Consider the following 24,951-nt stretch of genomic DNA (forward strand, 5'->3'; position numbering starts at 1 on the left):
AGTGTCACCGTTCATCGAGCAAACCGATAACGGCTCGGTGACGCGCAACGACGGTTTCGTGAACAGGCGGAGCGGGTCTCGAGCGCGCTGCGATGTTTGCCCAGGTCGTCCGTGTGAGGCATCGGGCCGGGGCATCCCCGCAGGTCCGGGGCGTCGCGTTCCTGGCTTTGCCGGAGTGTTATCGAGCCGTTACACTCGCTCCCGACGGGTATGCGTCGGCCCCTTGCGCCATAGAATCCCGTGAGAACGCCCTGAGAATGACCTGGCCCGACTCGAGGTCAAGATCGATAAGGACTTGTGAATGCTGACTCGCGCCCGTAAGCGCCTGGTCGCCGGACTCGTGGCACTTGTTGCCGCCACGGGCGCCGCAGCGGTCGCCGCGCCCGCAGCCCACGCGGCCAACGGATGCACCGTGGAATCCGTCTACTCCAACGCGATGCACCGCAGCGTGCCGGTGTGCATTGTCTCGGCCGGCGGCGGCGGACCGAAGCCCACGCTGTACCTCCTCGACGGCCTGCGTGCCCCGAACGACAACAGCGGCTGGCTCATCGAGACCGACGTCGCGCGCTACATGAACGGCAAGGGCGCCAACGTCGCCATCCCGTTCGGCGGCGGTGGCAGCTTCTACACCGACTGGGAGCGAACCGACCCCAAGCTGGGCGTCAACAAGTGGGAGACCTTCCTGACCCGCGAGCTGCCGGCCTACATGGCGCGCAAGCACAACAGCGACAACCGTCGTAACGGTGTCGCGGGTCTGTCGATGTCGGGTACCTCGGCGCTGAACCTCGCGTCGCGTCACCCGGGCTTCTACCAGGCGGTCGCCTCCTACAGCGGCTACCCGACGGTCACCATGCCGGGCTTCAACCAGGGCATCCAGGCCTCGGTGATCGAGATGGGCGGCAACCCGGTCAACATGTGGGGCGTGTGGCCCGCCGGTCAGTGGGCGGCCAACGACCCGTTCCTGTCGGCCAACAACCTCGCCGGTCACCACGTGTACGTGTCGTCGGGCACCGGCGTCGGCAGCAAGTACGACACCTCGGTGAACCCGTCCAGCGCCAACTTCGACCCGGTCAAGTTCGCGCAGATGGTTCCGCTCGAGGTCGCTGCCTCCACCAGTAGCCAGCTCTACATCGGCCGCCTCGCCGTGGTGCCCGGCGTCAAGCTCACCACCCACATCACCCCGGACGGTGTGCACTGGTGGGACTACTGGCAGAACGACTTCAAGCAGTCGTGGAACACCACCTTCGCGCCGGCGTTCTTCTGATCGGCTGACGTACGGCCCACGGCCGTCACCCCTTCTCGACGAATCCACCTTGGGACCATCCCAAGGTGGATTCGTCGTTTCGGGGTATCTGCGCTTGCGGGTGTCGAGGGGTTACGCGGCCGGCCGCGCAAGCAGGCGGCGGACGCGCTCGGCGAGGCCATCGGCGTCGTCGACGTCGGACCATCCCCAGTGGATCGCGCGGTTGTCGGCCTCGACGATGGCGTCCGAGCGGCCCTTCTCCTTGCGGAGCACCGCGACGCCAGATTCGCCCGCGTACTTCGACTCGCCGTCCGCTTCGCCGACGGTGCGTTGCTCGCGCCAGTAGAAATCGACCCGGGCGATCCAACGTCCCCAGCTGTCGTACAGGTCGATCTGGAGTTCCGGCATCCGAATCCCGCGGTCGGTCAGCTCGATCCGGCTGCGGGACTCCAGGACGGATTCGGCCAGCCCATTCAGTTGCGACACCACCAGCCGCGCCCGCGCCGCGCCGGACATCTTCGCGATGAGGTCCAGTTCGTTCTCGAGATCGCTCATGGTGCAGAGACCGTCGTGTAGCGCGGCGTCGCCGACAGCGATCGCGGGTATCCGACTCGAACTGCGCGCGATGTCGATGACGGTGCGGGCCGGGGCTGTAACGAGGCCACCGTCGACGACGGTCGTTGCCGCCGGGCGTTTGTCGGTCACGAGGCGGATGCCCCCGGTGGAGCGTGAACCCGGCGACCGGGAGGGGTCGACCATGACCACCTGCTGCGTGGCGAGTCCCCAGATCGGCAGACCGAGCACCGACGCGGCCGACACCGAGGCCAACGCGCGGCCGGAGGTGCGCGATGTCCGCAGACGCGCGACGGCGATTTCGCGGTGGCGCTGCTCGCGGCTCCCGTCCAGGTACTGCGGGGAGATCAGCAGGCCACGGGTGAGCAACTCGAGGTGGCCCGCCCGTTGTGCCAAGTGAATGTCGTGGTCGGTGTGGCCACGCGCGTGTAGTTCGTGCCGGGTTGTCGCGTGTTCGATGCGGTGCAGATCGTCCATACCCATTGGACGCGGCAGGCCGACGAATGGCTCCACCGAATCACGCGCCACGGCAGATACCCCGAACACACAACACCACCTTGAGTCGGTTGCAAGGTGATGTTGGCTTTCCGAGGTATCTGCCGTCGGTCTACTCGGAGGGGGGACGGCGGAAGTGCTGCGTCTCGTCGTCGTCCGGCGGCGTGTACGCCTGCGTGGCGCTGTCGTTGTCGGGCGCGCTCTCGACGCGCGGGATCTGCTCCGTCGGCTGATCCCACGGGTCGGCAGCGTGTGCCCCGCCGGCGCGCCCATCGGCAGCTCCGGCACCCGCAGCACCGGCAGCACCCGCGACACCACCACCGGCCGCATCATCGGCCGCCACCGTCGGCGAATGCTCACCGCGCGACTCACCCAGCCACGAGGTCGTCGCCGGATCGTCGGCGGGCGGGGTGGTGTCGTGGTCGCCGCGGCGGCGTCCCCGCCACCACATCAGCGCCCACACGCCCAGCAGCACCACACCGACGACGGCGAGGATCAGCGGCAGCCAGAAGTTGCCGAGCCGCAGCTGGCCCATGTAGTCGTCGGCGCGGGCGGCCTGGTTGGAGACGGTCTCATCGGTCCACTTGAACCGGGCTTTCAACACATCCATCTGGAAGTCGCGGATCGGTGCCGGGGTGTCGTCGCTCTGATCGGGTGAGCGGAAGTACTGGTGCTGGTCTTCCATCCCGTCGACGATGGTGCCGGTCTCGGGCTCCACCCACACGGTGCGGGTGGCCGTCGCATACCGGTGCATGGTGACCTGGTCGCGTGGTTCGACGCCCCGGCCGGAGATCCCCCACCAGCTGGCCGGCATGGTCAGGATGGTGCCCAACGCGGCCTGTCCCTGGGCGTTCGGCAGGCTCGACACATCGGTTTCGGGGACCTCGCCGCTGAACTCGTAGACGGTGACGCCGTCGATGGTCTTCTCCCCGACGAACTCGACCGGGATGTCCTGGCGGGTGTTGGTGTCGTAGTAGAGGTAGGAACGCTTCTGCACATCGAACCCGAACTTGTACTGGAAGCCCTGCCGGTCGGGCAGCTCCACGGACACGTCCTGCGGGTTGACGCCCTCGGGTGCGGCCTCGAGCTGCAGCGAGCTGACCGTCCCGTTGGGCACCGAGCTCTTGCGGTTCACCGACACCCGGTCGATGTTCGCGGTGAGCAGCCCGTCGTTGCACTCGCGGGCTGCGTCCGCCGCCGCCATCGTGGGTTCGGTCTCCTCGCCGTCGGCATCGCGAAGGCGGTCGATCTGCACGGTCTGTGCGGACTGCAGGGTCGCCTGGCGGCGGTCGGACGGGTCGACGATCACCGACCGGCGCTGCTGACTGAGATGAGCGTCGTCGACCTGCGCGCGGCGTTCGTTCACCGAGCAGCGGTCGAAGACCCGCGCCGGAAAACGATCACCCGTCGAGCCGTCCTCGGACACGGTGGTCGCCTCCGAGGTGATGTCGAGGTCGAGGGGCACCACCCGCAGCTGGGGCACCAGGAACAACGGTATGGCGATGGCGGCGGCAATACAGGCGGCGCCGAGGAACGCCGGCAGCGCCAGCCAAAGTCGTCTCATTCTCCACTCCCAGAACTCACAGGCTCCACGCCCAGAAACCACACGGCCCGCCACACGGCAGGACTCAACGTCCCACCCTATCGGCGCGTGGTCGACAACTGTCGGAGGTCAGCCGGATGCGGCCCGATCGTCGCGCCGGTCCCGCTCGGCCTCCTTCATGATCCCCGCCATGTATCCGTAGATTTCTTTGTCGGCCATTGCCTTCCACCGCGGGGCCAGGAGCTTCATGTACTTCTCGACGTAGAGCAGCTGCTTGCCCACCAAGACCAGCTCCCGGGGCAGCCGGGCATCGTGGGCCTTGGCGACAGCGGCCAGCTGCCGGCCCAGGTCGGTGTAGGACATCGAGGCCAGGTCGGTGGCGCCCAGCGGCATGGCGACTTTCTTGATGTCCTCGGCCCCCTGCGCAGTCGAGCCTGGCTTGTGGACGGCGCCGAGCAGGAAGATGGCGCGACCTGCGGCCTCGTAGTCACCCCGCACGATCAGGTCGACGACGAGCTGCCGCAGGATGCGCCGGGTGCGCTTGGAGAAGCGCCCGACGATGCCGAAGTCCAACAACACCAACGTGCCTTCGGCGTCGACGAGCACGTTGCCGGCGTGCAGATCGCCGTGGAACAGGCCGCCGTGAAAGGCCGACTCCAGCAACGAGAGCAGCAGGTTGCGGCACAACGCCACCCCGTCGTGGCCGGCGGCGCGCACGGCGTCGGCGTCGTCGATCCGGATGGCGTAGATGCGTTCCATCGTGAGCACCCGGGAGGTGGTGAATTCGTCGTACACCTGCGGCACCCGTACCCGAGCGCCGAACGGCCCCTCGCGCAGGCACTCGTACCATTCGCGCATCGTGGTCGCCTCGTTGCGGAAGTCGAGTTCGTCGTCGAGGCCGTCGGCGAAGTCCTCGACGACGTGTCGGGCGCTGAGCATGCGGCCGTATTCGGAGATCTCGGCGAGCCCCGCGAACCGTTCGAGCAGTGCAATGTCGGGGGCGAGGCGTTCGGTGATCCCCGGCCGCTGGATCTTGACCACCACTTCCTCACCGGAGTGCAGGGTGGCGGTATGGACCTGGGCGATCGACGCCGACGCGATCGGGTGAACGTCGAAAGCGGCGAACACCTCTTCGGGAGGTCGGCCGAGTTCGGCGATGAACAGCTCGCGGATGGCAGCCGGATCGGCCGGCGGCACCCGATCGAGCAGTGACTCGAACTCGGTAGCAAGGGTCTCGGTGAACACACCCGGGCTGGATGCGATGAGCTGGCCGAGCTTCACGTAGGTGGGGCCGAGATGTTCGAAGATGGTTCGGATCTCATGAGCGACGAGGGCGGCGGTCGGTGTTCTGCCGTGCAGCAGGCCCTGTGCACTGTGGAACACGAAACGCCCGACTCCCGCCGCGGCATGTGCCGTCGCCGCGCCGAACCGGGTGATCTCGGTCAGCGGCGACACCGTGGGCAGCTGCGCGCGGAGCTCGGGACCGGGAGCATTGCGGCCGTCGTCAGCGGAGTTCTGCATTGTCACCATCGGCAAGTGTAACGATCACGACCGGTGGATCCCAGGTGACGAGCCGATCAGACCGTCGCGATTGCCGTCCGGCGTCGGCCGTACCAGCTGGTCACGAGGCCGTTGCGGGGTGCGAAAAGGTAGATCGCGGTGAACATCACACCCTGGGTGACCACCACCATGCCGCCGGGCGAGACGTCGGCGCCGTAGCTGACGTAGATGCCCATCACGGTGGCCCCGACGGCCAGCGCGGGGGCCAGCAGCAGCATGTGTCCGAACTTGTCGGTCAACAGATGCGCGGCGGCGCCGGGGATGATCAACATCGCCACGACCAGGATGACGCCGACGATCTGTAGGGCGACGACGCAGGTCGACGCCAGCAGCCCCAGGAGCAGGGCGCCCAGCCACCGGCGCGACAACCCGATGGCATGCGCGTGCACCGGGTCGAAGGCGAACAGGGTCAGGTCGCGGCGTTTGGCCACCAGCACCGCGGTGACCACGGCGCCGAGGATCACCAGCTGCCACAGCGCGGACCCGCTGACGCCCAGCACGTTGCCGAACAGGATGTGTCCGAGGTCGGTCTGGCTGGGGGTGGCCGAGACCAGCACGAGGCCGAGGGCGAACAGGGTGGTGAAGACGATGCCGATCGCCGCGTCCTCTTTGACCCGACTGGTGTCGCGGATGGTGCCGATGAGTGCGACGGCCAGGAACCCGAAGATCACCGCACCGATCGCGAACGGCACCCCGACGATGTAGGACAACACCACCCCGGGCAGCACTGCATGCGACACCGCATCGCCCATCAGCGACCAGCCGATCAGCACGATCCAACAACTGATCAGGGCGCACACGGCCGCCGCGACGGCGCTGGCGAAGAAGGCGTCGCGCATGAACGACAGCGTCCAGGGCTCGATGAGGAACTCGATCATCAGCCGACCTCCGCATCGGTGCGCGGCGCGCGGCGTTCGGTGACGTCGACGCCGAAGGCCAGCGCCAGGTTCTCCGGCCGCAGTGCCTCTTCGGGGGTGCCATGGATCAGCACTCGCTGCATCAGCAGGACCGCTTCGTCTGCGAAGGAGGGAAGGGTGGACAGATCATGCGTGGAGATCAGCACGGTCCGACCCGTGGCGGCGAGCTCGGTCAGCAGGTCGATGATCGTTGCCTCCGAACGTTTGTCGACGCCGGCGAACGGTTCGTCGAGCAGCAGGATCTCGGCCCCCTGCGCGATCCCGCGTGCGACGAAGGCGCGTTTGCGTTGGCCACCGGACAGCCGCCCGATCTGTCGGTCGGCCAGGTCGGTGAGTCCGACCTGGGCGAGCGCGGCGTCGACGGCCTCGTTGTCGCGAGCGGTGATGCGCCGGAAGAGGTTCTGTCGTCCGTAGCGACCGGTCATCGCCACTTCGCGGACCGAGATGGGGAACTGCCAGTCCACGTCCTCGGCCTGGGGGACGTAGGAGACCAAGCCGCGAGCGCGGGCACGCGAGGTGGCGTGCCCGGCTATCGTCACCCGCCCCGAGGTGGGTCGCACCAACCCCATGATCGACTTGAACAGCGTTGATTTGCCGGATCCGTTCATGCCGATCAGGCCGCAGATGCGGCCGGGGAGGACCGTCATGGACACATCGTCGAGCGCGGTCACCGGGCCGTATCGCACGGTGAGTCCGGAAATGTCGAGAGCTGGAACCTGTTGTGCGGTATCAGGGTTCGGCACGGTCGAGGTCCTTTCCGGTGAGTCCGGCGACGATGGTGGAGATGTCGTGGCGCAGCAGGTCGAGGTAGGTGGGAACCGGTCCGTCGGCCTCGGACAGCGAATCGACGTAGAGGGTTCCGCCGTAGCGCGCGCCGGTGTCGGCCTGCACCTGCCGCATCGGTGCGTCGTTGACGGTGGATTCGCAGAACACCGCCGGCACGTCGCGAGCGCGGACGAATTCCACGGTCCGGCGCATCTGTTGGGGAGTGGCCTCTTGTTCGGAGTTCACCGGCCAGATGTAGTGCTCGGTGAGTCCGGTGTCGCGGGCCAGGTAGCTGAATGCACCTTCGCACGACACCAACGCCCGCTCGTTATCCGGGAGCGTGGCGACCGCATCGATCAGGCGTTGCTGCTCGGCGTCGAGTTGGCGCTCGTACTTCGCTGCGTTGCGCCGGTAGTCTTCGGCGTGCTCGGGGTCCACCCGCGCGAGGCCGGTCGCGATGTTGGCGGCGTAGATCTTCGCCGCGGTCGGTGACATCCAGGCATGCGGGTTGGGTCGGTCCGCATCGTCGGCGGCCGCGCCTGGAATCTCGCTGATGTGCATCGGCTCGATCCCCTCGCTGGCGACGATTCGCGGAACATTCATGTCGGCGAGGAACCGCTCGAACCAGTCATCCAGATGCAGCCCGTTGACCACCACCAGCGACGCATCCATTGCCTTGTGCAAGTCTCCGGGAGTGGGCTCGTATCCGTGGATCTCCGCGCCGAATTTGGTCAGCGACACGGCCTCGGCGTGCGATCCGCCGACGTTGCGCGCGATGTCGGCGAGCACGGTGAACGTGGTGAGCACCTTGGGGCGGTCACTCTGCGTCCCGGCAGAACCGCATGCGCCGAGGGCCGTGACGAGCAGCACGACGGCCGCGATGAACGCACCGCGCCGGACCTGTGACATGCGCATACCGTAGTTTCGGGTTACCGAACTTGCAAGTTAGCCATGCCTGACTCGGTGGCGTCGCGGTTCCTCCCCCGGGGTAGTGCCAGACTTTCCGCGCGTTTGTGGGGGATGACCGGAAGTCAGGGGAAGGAACCGGGGCGGGTGGTGGTCGCCGCCGCCCGGCGAGCTCACGAATGGGTGGGTTCGCCGGTCACCTGATGGTCAGCGAAGTTGAGCGCTTCGGCAACCAGCCGGCGCAGATGGCCGTCGCGGATGCGGTAGATGACGCGGCGGCCGTCTTTGCGGGTGTCGACGAGGCCGGTGAAGCGCAGTTTCGCGAGGTGCTGGCTGACCGCGGTCCGGGACGCGCCGGTGGCCTCGGTCAGAGAGCTGACGTCGGTTTCGCCGTCGGCGAGCAGGGACACGATGTGCAGTCGCGTCGGTTCGGCGAGCATGGCGAAAACCGAGGTCGCGGCAGCGAGCAGCGCGGGGTCGGGATCGACGAAGTGATGCAGGCTGCGGGAGTCGCGTGGCAACGCGGTCTCGTCGGTCATCTGCCAGACCTCCTCGCGGGATCGGCGTGGCCTGCTCGACGGACTCAGCCGGTCACTGCCTCGGATGTCATCGTAGGCGACCGGTGCGCGCGCACCGGTCGTGCCGATGTCGCACGTGTCCAGGTGCGTCGGGCGAGGAGGCCGGCGGTCGCCGCCATCGCGGCCATCGCCAGGGGCATCACCCAGGGGCCGACCAGGGCGGGACCCCAACCGGCGAGCGGATACGTCACCAGGAACGCGGCGTGCGACGAGGAGAACTGCGCGGTGAAGACAACGTCCCGGTCGTCGTCGTGGGTGTGGTCGCGCAGCAACTGGGTGGTGGCCATGGTGATCAGCGAAGTCCCTGCGCCGAGGACGAACCACAGAATCAGCAGCGCCGCCGGCGTCGGGCGGGTCGCGGTCATCGCGGCGACGCCGGCCAGCGCGGCTGCACACAGCATCGCGGCATGCCCGACGACTCGTCGGACGCCACCGAGGGCCCGCAGCAGACGCCGCAACGCGACGGCCGCCGCGATCGACCCGGCGCCGAAGACCGCGAGCGAGACCGCGAGCATCGAATCGCCGAGACCCAGCGTTGCGCGGACATAGACCACTGAACCGACGACCACCACCGCGGTGGCCGCGGCGGCGGCCACATTGGCCCACAAGATTCCGCGAAAGACCGGGCGCTGCAGCATGATGCGCAGGCCTGCGGTCGTGTTGTCCCAGAGGTCGCCGACCGAGCGCACAGTGCCGGACCGGCGGGGCGATCCGTGCAGCCCGGACGTCAGCACGAACGTGGCCGAGCCGACGAATCCGATTGCGGTGCCGACGAAGAGATACGAGTAGCTCATGAGGCCGAGTAGCGCGGCGGCGATCATCGGGCTGACCACCGATTCGAGGTCGTAGGCGACCCGCGATGCGGATATCGCACGGGTATAGGTGTCGCGATCGGTGACCACCGTCGGGATCACCGAGCCGAACGTGGGGGTGAACGTCGCCGACGCCGATTGCAGTGCGAACACCAGCAGATACACCTGCCACACCTCGCCGAGGAAGGGCAGCGCGGCCGCCATCACCACGCGCACGACGTCGGCGCCCACCAGCACCGAGCGCGCCGAGAAGTGACTGCACACGGCGCGCATGATCGGCGCCATCACGACGTAGGCGATCATCTTGATCGCCAGCGCGGTGCCTAGTACGGCTCCCGCGTCGGTGCCCGCCAGGTCGAACGCCAATAGTCCCAGCGCCACGGTCATCAGGCCGGTCCCGAGCAGCGAGACGACCTGGGCGGCGAACAACCGCCGAAACACCGGGATGCGGAACAAGCTGACCACGAATCGATAGTAGACATAGGTGCGCATATGCGCACATAAATATTCCGTGATGTGACGAACTCGCTCGTCGGCACACTCGGCGCCGGTTCTGCGGAACACTGGAACGAGCGCGGGGAGGTCCGCAGCGGGATCGACGAGCTCGACTCGCATCCCGCGAACCTGACGTCGAACAACAGGGAGCATCCATGCCCACCACCGTCAACGCCTACATCGCCACCGCCGCCGACGCTCCGCTGGAGCCGGCCACCATCGAGCGTCGCGATCCGAAGCCACATGACGTGGTCATTGACATCGCGTACGCGGGAATCTGTCACTCCGACATCCACACCGCCCGCGGGGAGTGGGGGCGTACCGCCTTCCCGGTGGTGCCCGGCCATGAGATCGCCGGCATCGTCTCGGCGGTCGGCTCCGAGGTCACCCGGTACTCGGTCGGTGACCGGGTGGGAGTCGGCTGCTTCGTCGACTCCTGCCGAGAATGCGAGCCGTGCCAGGCCGGCGACGAGCAGTACTGCGAGCGCGGCATGACCGGCACCTACAACGCCGTCGACCGTGACGGCGAGCCCACCCACGGCGGCTACAGCAAGGCCATCGTGGTGGACGAGAATTACGTGTGCGGCATCCCGGAGGGCATCGGGCTCGACGAGGCCGCGCCGCTGCTCTGCGCCGGGATCACCCTCTACTCGCCGCTGCGGCATTGGAACGCCGGTCCCGGCAAGAAGGTTGCGATCGTCGGGCTCGGCGGACTGGGGCACATGGGTGTCAAGATCGCCCACGCGATGGGCGCCGAGGTGACCGTGCTCTCGCAGTCGCTCAAGAAGATGGAGGACGGCCTGCGTCTGGGCGCCGATCACTACTACGCCACCAGCGACCCGGATACGTTCACGAACCTGCGCAACGAGTTCGACCTGATCGTCAACACCGTGTCGGCGAATCTGCCGATGCAGAAGTACCTCGGCATGCTCGCCCTCAACGGAACACTCGTCGAACTCGGGCTGCCCGAGCATCCGATCGAGGTACCCGCGTTCGCGGTCGCGGCGAATCGCCGCAGCTTTGCCGGCTCGATGATCGGTGGCATCGCAGAAACCCAGGAGATGCTGGACTTTTGCGCCGAGCACGGCATCGGCTCCGAGATCGAGGTGATCGGCGCCGACAAGATCAACGAGGCGTACGACCGCGTCGTCGCCAGCGACGTGCGGTACCGGTTCGTCATCGACACGGCGACGCTCTAGCCTTCTCCGCGGTGACCCCGCCGTTCCGCTTCGCCGACATCCGCGGTGCCCGACTCGCCTGGAACCAGACGGGTCGTGGACCGGCGGCGGTGTGGGCGCATGGAATGAGCTCATGCTCCTACGGCCCGGAGTCGTCGGGTCAATTCGATTGGCGTGCAGTGAGTTCAACGCATCGGCTGATTCGGTATGACGCTCGGGGGCACGGTCGCTCGAGTGGTGGGCGGACCGCGGACGAGTACACCTGGCCGGAACTCGCAGCCGATCTCCTCGCGCTGCTCGACATCGCCGCGCCCGGCGAACGTGTGCACGCCATCGGCGCCTCCATGGGAACTGCGACGATCCTCTGCGCGGCCCTCGCTGCGCCCGAACGATTCGACCGGCTCGTCCTCACGACGGCGCCGACGATCTGGGATTCCCGGCGTGCCTTGACGCCCCTGCGTGTGTCGGATGCCGATGCGATCGAACGTCGCGGGTTGGCTGCGTATTTGCGAGCGGCCCCGAATGTTCCCGCGTCTCCCGCGCTGGTCGAAACCGAGCGCTACGTCGGTCGGGTTGCGGTGCGCTCGTCGATCTATCCTTGGGTACTGCGCGGTTCGGCCATCACCGACCTTCCACCGGCCGATGAGTTCGGTGCACTCACCCAGCCAACGCTCATCCTGGCCTGGACGGGAGACCCGGCGCACCCGGTCAGTAGCGGCGAACTGCTCGCCGAAGCGCTACCGAATGCCGAACTGCGCGTGGCGTCGACGCCGGACGCTCTGCGTTCCTGGTCCGATGCGGTCGCAGGGTTCCTCGTTACGACTTGACTGGCTCGACGCCAGGGTATCGCCAGCCGTTCTGGCGGCCAGAGCGATTGCGGCATCAGCGACTGTTGACTAATACCCCATAGGGGTATAGACAGAGTGGGCGGTGTTTGAGGCGGACCTCATCGGGCAACTCGCCTGGAACGCGGTGACGGCAGTGATCGTGCGGTACGGCGACCGGAGGAGGTGCGTCATCTACGCCGGGGTGGGAGCGATGCTCACGGTGGCCCTCGGGGTCATAGTTGCGGTTCTCGCGCTGCACCGCCTCACCGCGGTGGCGCGCTCATCGCTGACGGTAATGCCCTTCCAGTCGGGTTGGGCGCCTGCCGAGCACGCCCTCTCGCGCTATCACGCACGCTGGTATCCGGTGACGCTGCTGTTCTTGGCCTTCGACGTTGAGATGTTGTTCATGTACCCATGGGCAGTGGTTGTCGCCGATCTCGGGATGTCGGCGGTCATCGAGATGTTTGTCTTCCTCGCGGCACTGTTCGTGGTCGTCGCCTGGGCGTGGCGAGAAGGCGTGCTGCGATGGGCGTGAAGTCGCTGCTGGCTCGGCTGGCTGTACGCCGCGTCCATGTGCTCGTTGTGGCGGCTGCAGGGAATCGCATCCTCGAGGTCGTGGTCGACGCCAAGGTGCGGGAGCGTGGATGGGTGGTTGCGGAGTCGCCGGCCGACGCCGACGTCCTCGCCGTCGTGGGAACGTCCGGTCCACGGCTCACCGAGGCGATCGAGCAAGTCTGGCAACAGCTTCCGGGCCCGAGAGTGCGCATCCAGGTGGACGAACGCAGCCAGGTGGATCCCGCCTTCGACCAGGCGGTCGTGGAGCTGTCCGACATCGATCGGCAGCGCGACGATGCGCGCCATCGACACGACAAGGGCGACGACGGTTCCGCGCGCCACTCCGACGACGCCGAAGAGCATGCCCGGATGCACCACGGCGGAATGGGCCACGGTCAGATGGGCCACGGTCAGATGGACCACGGTCAGATGGACCACGGCGGCATGGACCACGGCGGCATGGACCACGGGTCGATGGCACCGGCCGGGATTCCACTCGCTGAGGGTGCCGACGATCGCGACGGCCTCGAGATGGACGTCCTGCATCTGCCGCTGGGGCCGATAATGACTCACTGGCCGGCCGGGCTCGTCGTCCAATGCACGCTGCAGGGTGACGTCGTGGTCGATGCGCAGGTGGATGTGCTCGACGCAGAAGCGCTCGTTGCGTCCGGGGCCGACTCAACTGTCGAAGCGGTGAACCACTGTTCGGTTGTCGTCGATGTGTTGGCTCTAGCCGGCGCGGAAAACGTTGCAGCGCAGGCGCGTGCGGTGCGCGCACTGCTCGTCGACGATGAGCTGGAGCGGGCGCGGGCAGAACTTGGGCCGCTGTATCGGCGGATTCGGCGGTCGTCGCCCCTGCGGTGGTCGCTGCGTGGTCTCGGTGTGCTGGATCATGATCGGGCTGAGGAACTCGGTGTCGACGAGTACCTTCCGGCACTGACCGGCGACGTGCACGACCGAATGCTGGCGCGGCTCAGTGTGATTGGGGGAGCCGATGGTGAGGAGGGGGGACCCTTCGTGACGCCCCTGCACTGGCGCTGCGGGGAGTTACTGATACCGGAACTGATCGTCGGGCTCGATCTCGCGGCCACGCGGCTGGTCATCGCCAGTCTGGGTATCGATGTCGCGCAGATGGTCATTCCCGCGCCGGGAGAACAGCATGGGTGAGTCGACCATCGCCACCGTGCCCGCGATCTGGGCGCCGGCCGCCGCGGCGATCCTCGGGGTGTTCGCGCTGTACGCCGCCGGGGTCGATAGAGTGCTCGCGGCTCCGCGCGGCGCTCATCTGAGCGCGGCGGCCAGTCCTGTGCACGAGACCGCCCGGCTGCTTCGGCAACGACGCCGAGTACCCGTGAAGGCTGACGAATTGCTCTGGCGTGCAGGTGCATACGGGATGCTCGTCGCCGCTCTGTTGATGATCACCGTCGTACCGCTCGGCTCGTGGACCTTGTTCGACCTCGACGTCGGCATCGTGTGGTTCAACGCAATGGACGTGATGATCTGGGCGTTGGTGTGGCTCACTGGCTGGGGTGCCAACTCGGCGTACGGACTGGTGGGCGGGTACCGTTTCCTCGCACACGGTCTGGGCTACGAACTGCCACTGATGTTCGCGCTGGTTGCTCCCGCGATCGCCGCAGAGAGCCTCCGCGTCACCGATGTCGTGGCGGCACAACAGGGACTTTGGTATGTCGTGTGGATGCCGGTGGCGTTTTTGGTCTACTGCCTTACCGTGACGGCGTTCTCGGTGTGGGGTCCGTTCGCCGCGGCCGCCGGCCGCGACCTCGCCGGCGGAGTGACCGCCGAACTGTCCGGGGTGGACCGTCTGCTCTTCCAGGGTGGGCGCTTGGCGCTGCTCGCGGCGGGCGCCGCTTTCGCCGTCCCCATGTTCCTCGGTGGTGGTGCCGGACCACTGTTGCCCGACTGGCTGTGGGTGCTGGTGAAGACGACGATCGTGCTCACCGCACTGGTGTGGCTGCGCCGCCGACTGCCGATCCTGCGCCCGGACAAGTTCATGGAGATCGGCTGGGTGATCGCGCTCCCGCTGGTTCTGATCCAAGACCTAGTGGTTGCCGTCATCGCGGCCGGGAAGGGCTGAACATGCTGACAGAGATCATCTTCTGGGTGTGCGCGGTCATCACGGTGGCCGCCGGGGCCGCGGTGTTCTGGGTGGACTCGATGGCGCGGGCCACCTACGCGCTGGCCATCTCGTTCGTCGCCGTCGGAGTGGCATTGCTGTTGTTGCAGCAGAACTACGTCGGCGTCATGACCATCCTGATGATGGTCATGGAGATGGCGGTAATGGCTGTCTACATGGTGATGTTCATGGGGATGAACCCGGCACTCATGCCCATGAGCATGGTGCACGACAAACGGTGGGCGCTCGCGGCGTCGATCGGGACCTTCATGTTGCTCGCCGCGGGAATCCTGATGGCCGACTGGCCGAGCCGGCGCGGTACGCCGTCGGTCGATGTCACTCGCGCCCTCGGCGAGGAACTCATGGGACCGAAGATGCTCGCGATGATCGTCATCAGCCCGGTGATGGTCGCGACCATGGTCGCCGGCATCGTGCTCGCGGTGCAGCGCACTCGCTACGACCGATTCGGCGACGACCTGAAGACCCGACCGGGCCGCGATCCGCAGCCGGGAGGAGTGGGCCGATGACCCTGCAGACCGTGCTCCTCGTGGCCGCCGCGCTGTTCTGCGTCGGCCTGTACGGCGCACTGTCCCAACAGGTGGTGGTGATGGTGATGATGGGCCTCGAACTCATGATCAACGGCGTCATTTTGGCCGCCGGGGCGATGTGGTGGTTCCTCGCCCCGGACCCGTCGGGGCAGGTGTTGCTACTTGTCATCATCGCCGCGATGACCGTGGAGATGGCCATGGGATTCGCGGTGGCCACCCTCCTGCACCGACAGCGACGAGCCGACATGACCGACATGGCCGACGAACTCGCCGAGTGAGCCGCCGATGAACACCCTTGTCGCGACCGCGATGTGGTCGCTGTTCCTGGTGCCCACGGTGGCCGGCGGCATCCTCGCGCTGGCCCCGCGTGCCGATCGTTTCGCCGCCGCCACCGGGATGTCCGTCACCGCAGTGGTGTCGGCGCTGGCGGTGGTGGTGGCAATCGAACGTCCCACCGTGTCAGTCCCGTTCATCGCCGGCGCCGACTTCGCGCTGACGGTCGATGACCTGTCCGCCTTGGTGATCCCGGTGGTCGCCATCGTCGCGCTGCTGGTCGTCATCTTCGCTGCCGCCGACATCACCACAACTCCGGCCCGATTTCACGGGCTCATGCTGCTGTTCGTCGCGTCGGTGATGGTCACCGCGAGTGCTGCGACGGTGCCCACCTTGCTGCTCGCGTGGGAACTGATGGGCGCGATGTCGTATGCGCTGATCGGCTTTCATTGGCAGCGCCCCGACGCGATGTCGGCCGGATCGGTCGCGTTCGTCACCACGCGGACCGCCGACCTCGGGCTGTACCTCGCTGCCGGAGCGGCGCTCGCCGGGGGCGCGGGCATGGCGCTGGCAGACCTGCCCGCGGCGAGCGACGGATGGCGGCACGTGATCGCAGCCGGGGTTCTGGTGGCCGCGCTCGGCAAGGCGGCCCAACTGCCGTTCTCGTTCTGGCTGTCCCGGGCGATGGAAGGCCCCAGCCCGGTCAGCGCGCTGCTGCATTCGGCGGCCATGGTGGCGATGGGTGGGTACCTGCTGCTGCGGACCGCGCCGCTGCTCGACGTGACCGGCTGGGCCGGGCCCACCGCCGCATGGATCGGCATGGCGACCGCGGTGGTCCTCGGTGTGGTCGCGGTGGCGCAGCGAGATCTCAAGCAGCTGCTGGCGGCGTCCACCTCCGCGCAGTTGGGTTTCGTGGTCGCGGCCGGTGGTCTCGGCGCGGTCGCGGGCGGCTCCGCGCAGCTCGTCGCGCACGCGTTCACCAAGGCCGCATTGTTTCTCGCCGCTGGTGCGTGGCTGACCACGCTCGGTACCAAGGATCTCGGCAGGCTCGGCGGCGTGGCGCTTCGGTGGCGCGTGCTCGGCGCCGCCGCCGTCGTCGCGACACTCGCACTGGCGGGCGTCGCGCCACTGTCGTTGTGGGCCACCAAGGACACCGTTCTCGCCGCGGCACTCGACCACTCGCCGCGGCTCTACGGGGTCGGCCTCCTGGCGTCGGTGCTGTCGGCCGTCTACGCGGCGAAAATCGTTGCGGTGGTGGCCCGACCGGGTATCCGGCGCGTGTCGGCCTCGTTCGAGGTGTCACCGCCCCGCGGTGCGGTGGCCCCGGTGTTCGTACTCGCGATCGGAGCGGCCGTCGCCGGTGTGCTCGCGCTGCCGCCGGCGGGTACCGCCCTGGCCGACGCGCTCGACGACGGGTCGGTCGCCACGTCCACGGCGATCGAGCTGGCCGTGTCGGCGGTACTCGCCGCCATCGTCGTCGCTCTGGTGTGGTGGCGTGGGGTGTCCGAAACGTTGTGGTCCCGTGAACTTCCCTGGGCTGCAGACTGGTTGGTCCTGGAACGCGGTGTTCGTGCGGTTGTCGTCAGGCCGGCGCTGCGGCTGGCGACTGCTCTTGCCCGCGCCGACAAACGGCTCGACGCCGCTGTCGAATCCACCGCGGCCGCCACCACCCGGTTCGCCCGCCGCACCGCCCGCATCGACTCCGACGGCGTCGACGGCGCGGTGGAGGGGGCTGCCAGACTCGCGGGGCGGCTCGGCGTGCTCGCCCGCCGCCCCCAGACCGGCCAACTCCACCAGTACTACTTGCAGATCGTGATCGTCCTGGTCCTTGCCGTCGTCGTACTCGTGTTCGTGAGGTGATCGTGCCCAGCCAGATAGTCCTCAGTCTGATCGTCTTCGTGCCGTTGGCGGCCGCGGCGGTTCTGCTGGTTCCCGGATGGACCGGCCAAGCGATCCGATGGCTGTGGGTCGCGGTCACCACCGTCGACCTCGCGCTGGTCGGGTGGGCCTGGTGGATCTACGATCGCCCGGCCGGAGGCGAGCTGGCCCTCGACGCGCAGGTTCCCTGGATTCCCGGAGTGGACAGCAGCTATCACGTCGGCGTCGACGGCCTGTCGCTGCCGGTGATCGCGATGACGGCGGTGATCTTCCTGGCCTGCGCGATCTATGCGCTGCGCGACACCGACGACCGGCCGCGCGCGCAGGTGGCGCTGTTCCTGTTCCTGCAGAGCGTCAGTCTGGGCTTGTTCGTCGCCGCCGACCTCATCCTGTTCTTCGTCTTCTTCGATCTGTCGATCGTCGCAATGTATTTCGTCATCGCCGGTTGGGGGCACGGCGATGCCCGACGGTCTGCGCTCAAGTTCTTCCTGTACACCTTCGTCGGGTCGCTGGTCCTGCTGCTCGGATTCATCGGGCTCTATGTGGTCGCCGACCCGCACACCTTCGACATGGTGGAACTCGCGGCGCAGTCGCCGTCGGCCGACGGGACGGTCACCGGTGGTCTCATCCTGGCGGCGATCCTACTGGGGCTGGCCATCAAGACACCGGCCGTCCCGTTCCACACCTGGCTGCCGCCCGCCCACACCGACGCCCCGGCCATCGGTTCGGCGGTGCTGGCCGCGGTGCTTCTGAAGATGGGTACCTACGGTTTCGTGCGGGTGGCGATGCCGATGCTGCCGGGCTCCTGGCAGGACTGGGCGCCCGTCGTCATCGCGGTCGGCGTGGTGTCGGTGATCTACGGTGCGCTCGTCGCGCTGGCACAAACCGACCTCAAACGCATGATCGCCTACACGTCGGTCAACCACATGGGCTACGTGCTGGTGGCCGTCGGCGCCGCGGGTGTGGTCGCGGCCGATACCGCCGACGCCCGGTCGGTGGCGGTGACCGGCGCGGTCACCCAGATGGTCAGCCACGGCCTGATCACCGGTGCGCTGTTCCTGCTCGCCGGAGTGTTCTTCGCCCGCGCCGGCAGTTATGACCTCGACGGCTACGGTGGGCTGGCGTCGTCGGCGCCGAGGTTGGCGACGCTGTTCGCGCTGGGTGCCTTCGCCTCCCTCGGCCTGCCCGCCTTCTCCGGTTTCATCGCCGAGTTCCAGATCTTCACTGGCAGCATCGCCGCGGTTCCGGTGACCGCCGTCGCCCTGGTGGGCATCCTGCTCGTTGCGGGGCTGTTCCTGTGGGCGTTGCAACGCATCTTCACCGGGCCGGTCGCAGGCCGGTCGCCGGAATTCGCGGACCTGCGCGTCACCGAAACTGCGGCAGTCGGGGTGCTGATCGCACTGTCGATCGTCATCGGGGTGATGCCACGTCCGCTGCTCGACGTCATCGAACCGGCCGCCACCACCCTCGTCGACCTGGTCGGGCGGTAGTCGGTGGACGACATGATGCGCCCGATGGTCATGCTGCCGGAGATCTTGATCTTCGCCGGCGGTCTGGCGGTGCTGATCTGCGGCTCCTTCGTGCCGCGGGCCCGTCAATGGTGGACACGCCTCCTCGCGGCGGTCGTGCTGGTGGGCGCCGTGATCGCAGCCGCGGTCGCGTCGGCCGGCGCCACGACCACGGCGTTCGATGGTGCCGTCGTAGTCGACACCGCCACCGGGGTGGTACGCATCGCGGCCGGCGTCGGGGCCCTCGCCGTGCTCGCCATCGCGGGCGGTGAGATCGCCGGATCGGACCGGGAGAGCGAGACCTACGCGCTGATCCTGTTCGCGACGGCCGGCACCCTCGTCGTCGCCGGGGCGCAGGATCTGCTGGTCCTCGCGCCCGGTTTCCTGCTCGCCGGTATCCCGCTGTACGGGCTGATCGGTCTGCGCCGCGATGGGGCGAGCGCGGAGGCGGCGATGAAGACCTACCTGCTCGGTGCCTTGTTCGGGATCGTGATGCTCGCCGGCATCACCCTGCTGTACGGCGTCACCGCGGTGACCGATTACCCGGAACTGGCCCGCCGCCTGCCCGACGCGCCTGCAGCCGTGGTCGCCGCGGGTCTGCTCGGGGTCAGCGCGGCGCTGCTGTTCAAGGCCGGCGGCGTGCCCGCCCACTTCTGGGTCCCCGACGCCGCGCAGGGATCGCATGCCCTCGTTGCCACCTTCGTGACGACGGTGCCCAAGGTGGGTGCACTGGTCGCCCTCTACCGACTGGCCCAGATCGTGCCCGACACCGTGGCGTGGGCTGCAGCGCTCGCCGTGTTGGCGGTCGCCGGCATGGTCCTGGCCACGCTGGCCGCATACTGGCAGGACGACCCGCGACGACTGCTCGGCTGGTCGACGGTCGCGCAGGTGGGGTTCCTGCTGGTGCCGGTCGTGGTGATCGGCGACAGCGAGTTCGCGCTCCCCGCGCTGCTGTTCTATCTCGTCGGCTACACCGTCACCAACGTCGGTGCGTTCGCGGTGTCGGCGGCGCGACCCGACCTGCGGACGCTGGGCGAATACCGTGGTCTCGCGGCGACCTCACCCATGCTTGCGGGCAGCCTGGTGGTGGCCTTGCTCGGTCTCGTCGGCACCCCGCCGACCGCGGTGTTCGTCGGCAAACTGACCGTCGCCACCGCTGCCTGGGACGGCGGATGGGTGTGGCTCGCGGTCGCGCTGGTGATCGCCACCGTGCTGAGTCTGTTCTTCTATCTGCGCTGGTTGGCGCCGGTCTTCGGGCGCACTGTGCCCGGTCGCTCCGACGATGTGCCCCGGGCCGAACCATGGGCGGCCGCGACGGCGGTCGTCGCGGCGGCCGCATCGCTGCTGCTCGGTGTGGCGGCCGGGCCGGTGTGGAATCTGCTCGCGGGCTGAGGGCACCGGACCATGAGCCATGTTCTCATCGCATCGACAGGCGTACAGTTTTCGACTGGGGATCGAAAACGTGGCCGAAGAGGTGCGACATGCAGACGACCGAACGCGACGAGATGCGCGCCGACCTCGTGGTGGTCGGGGCCGGGGTGGCCGGGCTGACGGCCGCGCTGACCGCGGCGGAGGCGGGGTTGCGGGTCGTCGTCCTCACCAAGGGCGCGGCCCGGCCGGCCGGCCAGGCCGAGCAGTCGACGGCGACGTTCTATGCCCAGGGCGGCATCGCCGTGGTGAACCCGGAGGCGACCGACGATTCCGTGGACCTGCACCTGGCCGACACAATCGCCGCCGGTGCCGGCCTCACCGACCCGGTCACGTCGCGGCCGATCCTCACCGACGGTCCCGGCGCGGTCTCCGGGCTGATCGGTTGGGGTGCCGAGTTCGACCGTTCCGCCGACGGTGAGCTGGCGCGCACCCGCGAAGGTGGGCACTCGGTGCGTCGCATCATCCACTCCGGCGGAGACGCCACCGGTGCCGCGGTGCAGTCCACGCTGAGTCATCGGCTGCGCGCCGCTGCGTCGAGCTCGCCCATCGTCTGTCTGGATCACTCGATCGCCACCGACATCCTGCGCGCCGGTGGCCAGGTATCCGGCGTGGCGTTCCGCACGCGCGACCGCGACCGGGTCGTCCACGCGCCGACCGTGCTGCTTGCCACCGGCGGCAGCGGCCACCTGTACGCGGCGACCACCAACCCGGCCGGCGCCACCGCCGACGGCATCGCGCTGGCGCTGCGGGCCGGGGCGGTGGTCGCGGACATGGAGTTCATCCAGTTCCACCCGACGATGCTCTACGTCGACGGCGCACGCGGGCGGCGCACGCTGATCAGCGAGGCGGTGCGGGGTGAGGGGGGACGACTCGTCGACGCCGACGGACGATCGGTCACCGACGGCGTGCACCCGCGCGGCGATCTGGCGCCCCGCGATGTCGTCGCCAACGCCATCGAGACCCGGATGGCCGCGACCGGTGCGCCGTCGGTGTACCTGGACATCCGTGACGTGTCCGACTTCGATCGGCGGTTCCCGACCGTGACCGCCGGCGTCGTCGGCGCCGGGCTCGATTTGTCCAGCGGCCGGATCCCGGTGGTGCCCGGCGCGCACTACCTGTGTGGGGGAGTGCTGACCGATGTCGACGGCCGCACCGCGGTCCCGGGACTGCTGGCCGCCGGTGAGGTGGCCCGGACCGGACTGCACGGCGCCAACCGGCTCGCCTCCAACAGTCTTCTCGAAGGACTCGTGCTGGGGCGGCGCGCCGCCGCCGTGGCCGTCGCCCGCCGGGATCGACCGGTCGTGGAGGTCGACCCGACTCCGTGTACTGCCCTCGCTGCGACGATGCCGCGGCGTGAACTCCAGGATCGGATGACACGGTCGGTGGCATTGCGCCGCGACGCTGCCGGTCTGGCCGCGGTCGCCGCCGACCTCGCCGGCGCGACAGCCCGGCCGGTGCGCACCGTCGCCGATGTCGAGGATGCGGCGTTGACCCTGGCCGCGCGGGTGGTGGTCGTGGCGGCGACTGCGCGCACCGAGTCGCGGGGATGTCACACCCGCACCGACCACCCGCACACCGATCCCGTTGGCCGGACCCGATGCTTCGGCCTCATCGACGGTGAGATCAGCGACTGCGCGGCCGGCGACGCGATCAGCGACGTCGCGACACTGGTGTCCTGACGACGCCCGCCGGGGCGGCGCCAGGGAGCACCGTTGCGCTCCGCCGCGCCACGTCGGGGGCGTAACGTCGGCGAGCATGACCGCGCCCGACCGGCTCGACGTGGATCTCGGCCACCTCCGTCTGCACGCGCTCACCTGGGGAGACCCGTCGGCCCCGTTGGCGATCTGCCTGCACGGCTTCCCCGACTCGGCCTGGACGTGGCGACATCTCGGGCCGGCACTGGCCGAGGTCGGCTACCGCGTGGTGGCCCCGTTCACTCGCGGCTACTCGCCGTCGGAGGTCCCGGCCGACGGCGACTACCACGTCGCCGCACTGGCCTACGATGCACTCGAACTGCACCGAGCGCTCGACGGTGATGACCGCGCGGTGCTGATCGGGCATGACTGGGGTGCGATGACGGTGCATGCGATCGCCGCGCGCGCCGACCACCCGTTCCGCCGACTGATCGCGCTGGCGGTGCCGCCGATCGCGGCGATTCGGGAACGCTCCGTCGGCGCACGGCTCCGGCTGCTGCCCGGCCAACTCGCCAAGAGCTGGTACATCGGGTTCAACCAGATCCCGGTGCTGCCCGAGCGGGTGCTGGGGCGGATGATCCCGATGCTGTGGCGGCGATGGGGCCCGGCCCCCGACGCGGCGGACGTCGACAATGCGTTGGCCGCCCTGCCGTCGACCGCACATCGCACGGCGGCTCTCGGCTATTACCGCGCGCCGCTGCGCGCCCGGGTCGCGCCGCGATACGCCGACGATTCCACGGCATGGCTGCGGCTGCCCATCAGCCCGATGATGTACCTGCACGGCGCGGCCGACGGATGCATGCACAGCGGTTTCGTCAAGGGATTGGCGGAGGTACTGCCCGCGGGAAGTGTCGTGACGCAGATCCACGGCGCCGGACATTTCCTTCAGCTCGACGCCCCGGATGTCGTCGGACAGCACGTGCTGGAGTACCTCGAAGGCTGAGCGCGACGCAAGAGTTGTCGGGTTTCGGCCGACACCCGGGCCGCGACCCTGGCGGGGACGGGTGGATCCTTCGTACACTTGCCGCCGGGGAGGGCACCGATCGGTCATCAGACGCAGTCGGGGGCGTCGTATGGCGGGTGCTGCGCAATCAGGCGCGCCCCGAGTCAGAAATGATCGACCACTGCATGTGCGTGATGCCCGAAGGAGTGACCGGATGAACGGCGAAGGCTGCTGGTCGACGGTCGTGTGCACACCGCAGGAACGCACCGCGTTGGGACTGACCGGTCAGTCGGAGTGGCTGCTGCATTGCCGGCTGGCCGCGGGTCATCGCGGGAACCATGCCACCGATGCCAGCTCGCATCCACGGGTCGACCGTCGACTGTGGTTGGAGTGGAACGACTTCGATGACCACGCCCAGTCCCTGATCGAGCGCAATCCGTGCACGGCTCGCTCGCCGCAGGGCACCGGATGCCTGTTCTACGAGGGCCACGGCGGGGGGCACTTCTTCGCGCCGTCGAACGGCCACGCCCCCACGGCCGTGTCGACGCCGCACGCCGGGCCGCCGGCGGGCCCGGCTCCGCAGCGGCCCGCGCCCCCATCGCCTGCGCCTGCACCCCCGGCGCCCCCGCGGATGGCCGGCCCGCAGCAGCCCGCACCCCCGTCGGCTGCGCGCCAACCCGCGCCACGATCAGCAACGGGACCGGTACCTCAGCGGGCGCTCGACGATGCGGAGGCGCAGCGCCTTCGGCCCGGTCGGCCATCGCCCGAACCATCCGGCCCGATGCGTTCAGCCGCACCGCGCCCGCCCACCCCGATCCCGGCAGATCCGACCAGCCGACGTGAGACCACCGCCCAACCGGTCCGAGCACATGCCGGACACCAGGGTTACCGGCTCGGTCGCCGGTCCACCGACGCCGAACCACCCGCGGACATGACGCGGCAGGCGTCGAGCCGCCACCGCCTGCCCGACCCCGACGACGAGGCGCCCGCTTCGGCGCCGGTCGCTCCCGCGCCACCGGCCCGCCCGCCGCAGGCGTCCATGCCGAATCAAACGCTCGGCACGTCGGGGACCGGAAGTGCCCACGAAGCCGACGGCCACGGTGCCGAGATCGCCGCGGCGTTGCGCGACGTCGCCGCAGCGCTGGAGAAACTCGCGGCCGCGATGCGTCCCACGGAGGGTCCGGCAGTCCGCAAGTAGGGCCGTTGTGAATTCTGTCGAGTGAGCTACTCGACAAAACTGCTGTTCAGTGTGGGTTTCGGTCATGGCCTGCGATGTGTACCCTAGGGGGGTACCGGTATCTGAGGGCAGGATGGAAGACATGGACACCGCATCGCACGGCTACATCAGCAGCAAAGACGACTACCTCAAACGGCTTCGGCGGATCGAGGGGCAGGCGCGTGGATTGCAGCGCATGGTCGACGACGAGGCCTACTGCATCGACATCCTCACGCAGGTCTCTGCGATGACCAAGGCGCTACAGGCCGTCGGACTGGGTCTGCTCGAGGAGCACATGAACCACTGCGTGATGCACGCCGCTCAGGAAAGCGACGCCGCCGGCCACGAAAAGATCGACGAGGCCATGGCGGCGATCACCCGGCTCGTCAAGTCCTGACACGGCCAATCCTGCCCCTCGGCGAACCGGCCGTCGGTGTATCCGGCCTGCTCGGCATGCACCACCACCGCACATACGTCGATTCGACGTCCAATGAAGGAGGAACGAACCATGACCACCGCCACCTACACCGTGACCGGCATGACCTGCGAGCACTGTGTGGCGTCGGTACGCGAGGAGATCGAGGAGATCTCCGGCGTCCACAGCGTCGACGTCACCCTCGACACCGGCGCCGTCGAGGTCACCAGTGACCGCGAACTCGACACCGCCGAGGTCGGCGCCGCGGTCGCCGAAGCCGGCTACCAACTGGCATGACCACCCCCGCCTATCGGATCGCCGCCTTCGTCGCCGCCCTGGCTGCCGTCTTCGGCATCGCCTTCGGTGTCGGCCGCGTGGTGGATCCGTGGGCCGGGGATGCCTCCCCGCCCGCGTCCGGCACTCATGAATCCGGGACCCATCAACAGCATTCGGAGTGATTTGAG

The 24,951-nt window shown here is 68.5% G+C and carries 25 protein-coding genes; 17 read left to right on the forward strand and 8 right to left on the reverse strand.

The window, feature by feature from the left end; translation table 11 throughout:
• Positions 1–301: 301 nt before the first annotated feature.
• Entirely contained in the window at positions 302–1,264 is a 963-nt protein-coding gene (locus OSB52_RS05780; RefSeq protein ID WP_266060670.1) for an alpha/beta hydrolase, read from the forward strand.
• A gap of 111 nt (positions 1,265–1,375) precedes the next feature.
• On the opposite strand, the gene OSB52_RS05785 is transcribed toward OSB52_RS05780, so the two are convergent.
• From OSB52_RS05785 to OSB52_RS05820, 8 genes are all read right to left on the reverse strand, one after another.
• The gene (locus OSB52_RS05785; RefSeq protein WP_266060672.1) at positions 1,376–2,362 is read right to left on the reverse strand and encodes a type IV toxin-antitoxin system AbiEi family antitoxin; all 987 of its coding nucleotides are present in this window, start codon (positions 2,360–2,362) and stop codon (positions 1,376–1,378) included.
• 61 nt (positions 2,363–2,423) lie between these two features.
• A complete protein-coding gene (gene pgfA, locus OSB52_RS05790; protein WP_266060673.1) occupies positions 2,424–3,875 on the reverse strand; it encodes a cell envelope lipid trafficking protein PgfA in 1,452 nt (483 codons plus the stop codon).
• 108 nt (positions 3,876–3,983) lie between these two features.
• A complete protein-coding gene (locus OSB52_RS05795; protein WP_277614963.1) occupies positions 3,984–5,375 on the reverse strand; it encodes an ABC1 kinase family protein in 1,392 nt (463 codons plus the stop codon).
• A gap of 56 nt (positions 5,376–5,431) precedes the next feature.
• Positions 5,432–6,253 (reverse strand): metal ABC transporter permease, encoded by an 822-nt coding sequence (locus tag OSB52_RS05800; protein WP_372512350.1) that lies wholly within the window; start codon positions 6,251–6,253, stop codon positions 5,432–5,434.
• A gap of 38 nt (positions 6,254–6,291) precedes the next feature.
• Entirely contained in the window at positions 6,292–7,074 is a 783-nt protein-coding gene (locus OSB52_RS05805) for a metal ABC transporter ATP-binding protein (RefSeq protein ID WP_266060677.1), read from the reverse strand.
• Positions 7,061–8,005, reverse strand: a complete 945-nt coding sequence (locus OSB52_RS05810) for a metal ABC transporter substrate-binding protein (RefSeq protein ID WP_266060679.1) — start codon at positions 8,003–8,005, stop codon at positions 7,061–7,063. Before OSB52_RS05810 ends, OSB52_RS05805 begins: the two co-directional genes overlap by 14 nt.
• Before the next feature lie 170 nt (positions 8,006–8,175).
• Positions 8,176–8,541 (reverse strand): ArsR/SmtB family transcription factor, encoded by a 366-nt coding sequence (locus OSB52_RS05815; protein ID WP_266060681.1) that lies wholly within the window; start codon positions 8,539–8,541, stop codon positions 8,176–8,178.
• 44 nt (positions 8,542–8,585) lie between these two features.
• The gene (locus OSB52_RS05820) at positions 8,586–9,857 is read right to left on the reverse strand and encodes an MFS transporter (protein ID WP_266060683.1); all 1,272 of its coding nucleotides are present in this window, start codon (positions 9,855–9,857) and stop codon (positions 8,586–8,588) included.
• A gap of 185 nt (positions 9,858–10,042) precedes the next feature.
• On the opposite strand from OSB52_RS05820, the gene OSB52_RS05825 reads away from it, so the two are divergent.
• The 16 genes from OSB52_RS05825 (at position 10,043) to OSB52_RS05900 (ending at position 24,945) form a co-directional block, all read left to right on the forward strand.
• Positions 10,043–11,086 (forward strand): NAD(P)-dependent alcohol dehydrogenase, encoded by a 1,044-nt coding sequence (locus OSB52_RS05825; RefSeq protein WP_266060684.1) that lies wholly within the window; start codon positions 10,043–10,045, stop codon positions 11,084–11,086.
• 11 nt (positions 11,087–11,097) lie between these two features.
• Entirely contained in the window at positions 11,098–11,892 is a 795-nt protein-coding gene (locus OSB52_RS05830) for an alpha/beta fold hydrolase (protein WP_266060685.1), read from the forward strand.
• Between the two features lie 190 nt (positions 11,893–12,082).
• A complete protein-coding gene (locus tag OSB52_RS05835; RefSeq protein ID WP_235723042.1) occupies positions 12,083–12,427 on the forward strand; it encodes an NADH-quinone oxidoreductase subunit A in 345 nt (114 codons plus the stop codon).
• On the forward strand, positions 12,418–13,614 hold the full coding sequence (locus tag OSB52_RS05840; protein ID WP_266060687.1) for a hypothetical protein: 1,197 nt from the start codon (positions 12,418–12,420) through the stop codon (positions 13,612–13,614). Before OSB52_RS05835 ends, OSB52_RS05840 begins: the two co-directional genes overlap by 10 nt.
• Entirely contained in the window at positions 13,607–14,542 is a 936-nt protein-coding gene (locus OSB52_RS05845; RefSeq protein ID WP_235722902.1) for a complex I subunit 1 family protein, read from the forward strand. Before OSB52_RS05840 ends, OSB52_RS05845 begins: the two co-directional genes overlap by 8 nt.
• Before the next feature lie 2 nt (positions 14,543–14,544).
• On the forward strand, positions 14,545–15,108 hold the full coding sequence (locus tag OSB52_RS05850; protein ID WP_266060690.1) for an NADH-quinone oxidoreductase subunit J family protein: 564 nt from the start codon (positions 14,545–14,547) through the stop codon (positions 15,106–15,108).
• Positions 15,105–15,407: an NADH-quinone oxidoreductase subunit NuoK gene (locus OSB52_RS05855; RefSeq protein WP_266060692.1), complete on the forward strand. Its 303-nt coding sequence runs from the start codon at positions 15,105–15,107 to the stop codon at positions 15,405–15,407. Before OSB52_RS05850 ends, OSB52_RS05855 begins: the two co-directional genes overlap by 4 nt.
• A 7-nt stretch (positions 15,408–15,414) precedes the next feature.
• The gene (locus OSB52_RS05860; protein ID WP_266060694.1) at positions 15,415–17,262 is read left to right on the forward strand and encodes a proton-conducting transporter transmembrane domain-containing protein; all 1,848 of its coding nucleotides are present in this window, start codon (positions 15,415–15,417) and stop codon (positions 17,260–17,262) included.
• 2 nt (positions 17,263–17,264) lie between these two features.
• Positions 17,265–18,770: a complex I subunit 4 family protein gene (locus OSB52_RS05865; protein WP_266060696.1), complete on the forward strand. Its 1,506-nt coding sequence runs from the start codon at positions 17,265–17,267 to the stop codon at positions 18,768–18,770.
• A 15-nt stretch (positions 18,771–18,785) separates the two neighbouring features.
• Complete coding sequence (locus OSB52_RS05870) at positions 18,786–20,180, forward strand: NADH-quinone oxidoreductase subunit N (RefSeq protein ID WP_266060887.1); 1,395 nt, start codon at positions 18,786–18,788, stop codon at positions 20,178–20,180.
• A gap of 89 nt (positions 20,181–20,269) precedes the next feature.
• Complete coding sequence (nadB, locus tag OSB52_RS05875; protein ID WP_266060698.1) at positions 20,270–21,898, forward strand: L-aspartate oxidase; 1,629 nt, start codon at positions 20,270–20,272, stop codon at positions 21,896–21,898.
• 76 nt (positions 21,899–21,974) lie between these two features.
• Positions 21,975–22,856, forward strand: coding sequence for an alpha/beta fold hydrolase (locus OSB52_RS05880; RefSeq protein WP_266060700.1), 882 nt, complete (start codon positions 21,975–21,977; stop codon positions 22,854–22,856).
• A 214-nt stretch (positions 22,857–23,070) separates the two neighbouring features.
• Entirely contained in the window at positions 23,071–24,054 is a 984-nt protein-coding gene (locus OSB52_RS05885; protein WP_266060702.1) for a hypothetical protein, read from the forward strand.
• A 121-nt stretch (positions 24,055–24,175) separates the two neighbouring features.
• Positions 24,176–24,469, forward strand: coding sequence for a metal-sensitive transcriptional regulator (locus tag OSB52_RS05890; protein WP_235722894.1), 294 nt, complete (start codon positions 24,176–24,178; stop codon positions 24,467–24,469).
• Between the two features lie 111 nt (positions 24,470–24,580).
• Positions 24,581–24,784: a heavy-metal-associated domain-containing protein gene (locus OSB52_RS05895; protein WP_235722893.1), complete on the forward strand. Its 204-nt coding sequence runs from the start codon at positions 24,581–24,583 to the stop codon at positions 24,782–24,784.
• Positions 24,781–24,945 (forward strand): hypothetical protein, encoded by a 165-nt coding sequence (locus OSB52_RS05900; RefSeq protein ID WP_266060703.1) that lies wholly within the window; start codon positions 24,781–24,783, stop codon positions 24,943–24,945. The genes OSB52_RS05895 and OSB52_RS05900 overlap by 4 nt, the downstream gene beginning before the upstream one ends.
• Positions 24,946–24,951: the final 6 nt, after the last annotated feature.

This window comes from Gordonia aquimaris, assembly GCF_026262595.1.
Taxonomy (GTDB): domain Bacteria; phylum Actinomycetota; class Actinomycetes; order Mycobacteriales; family Mycobacteriaceae; genus Gordonia; species Gordonia tangerina.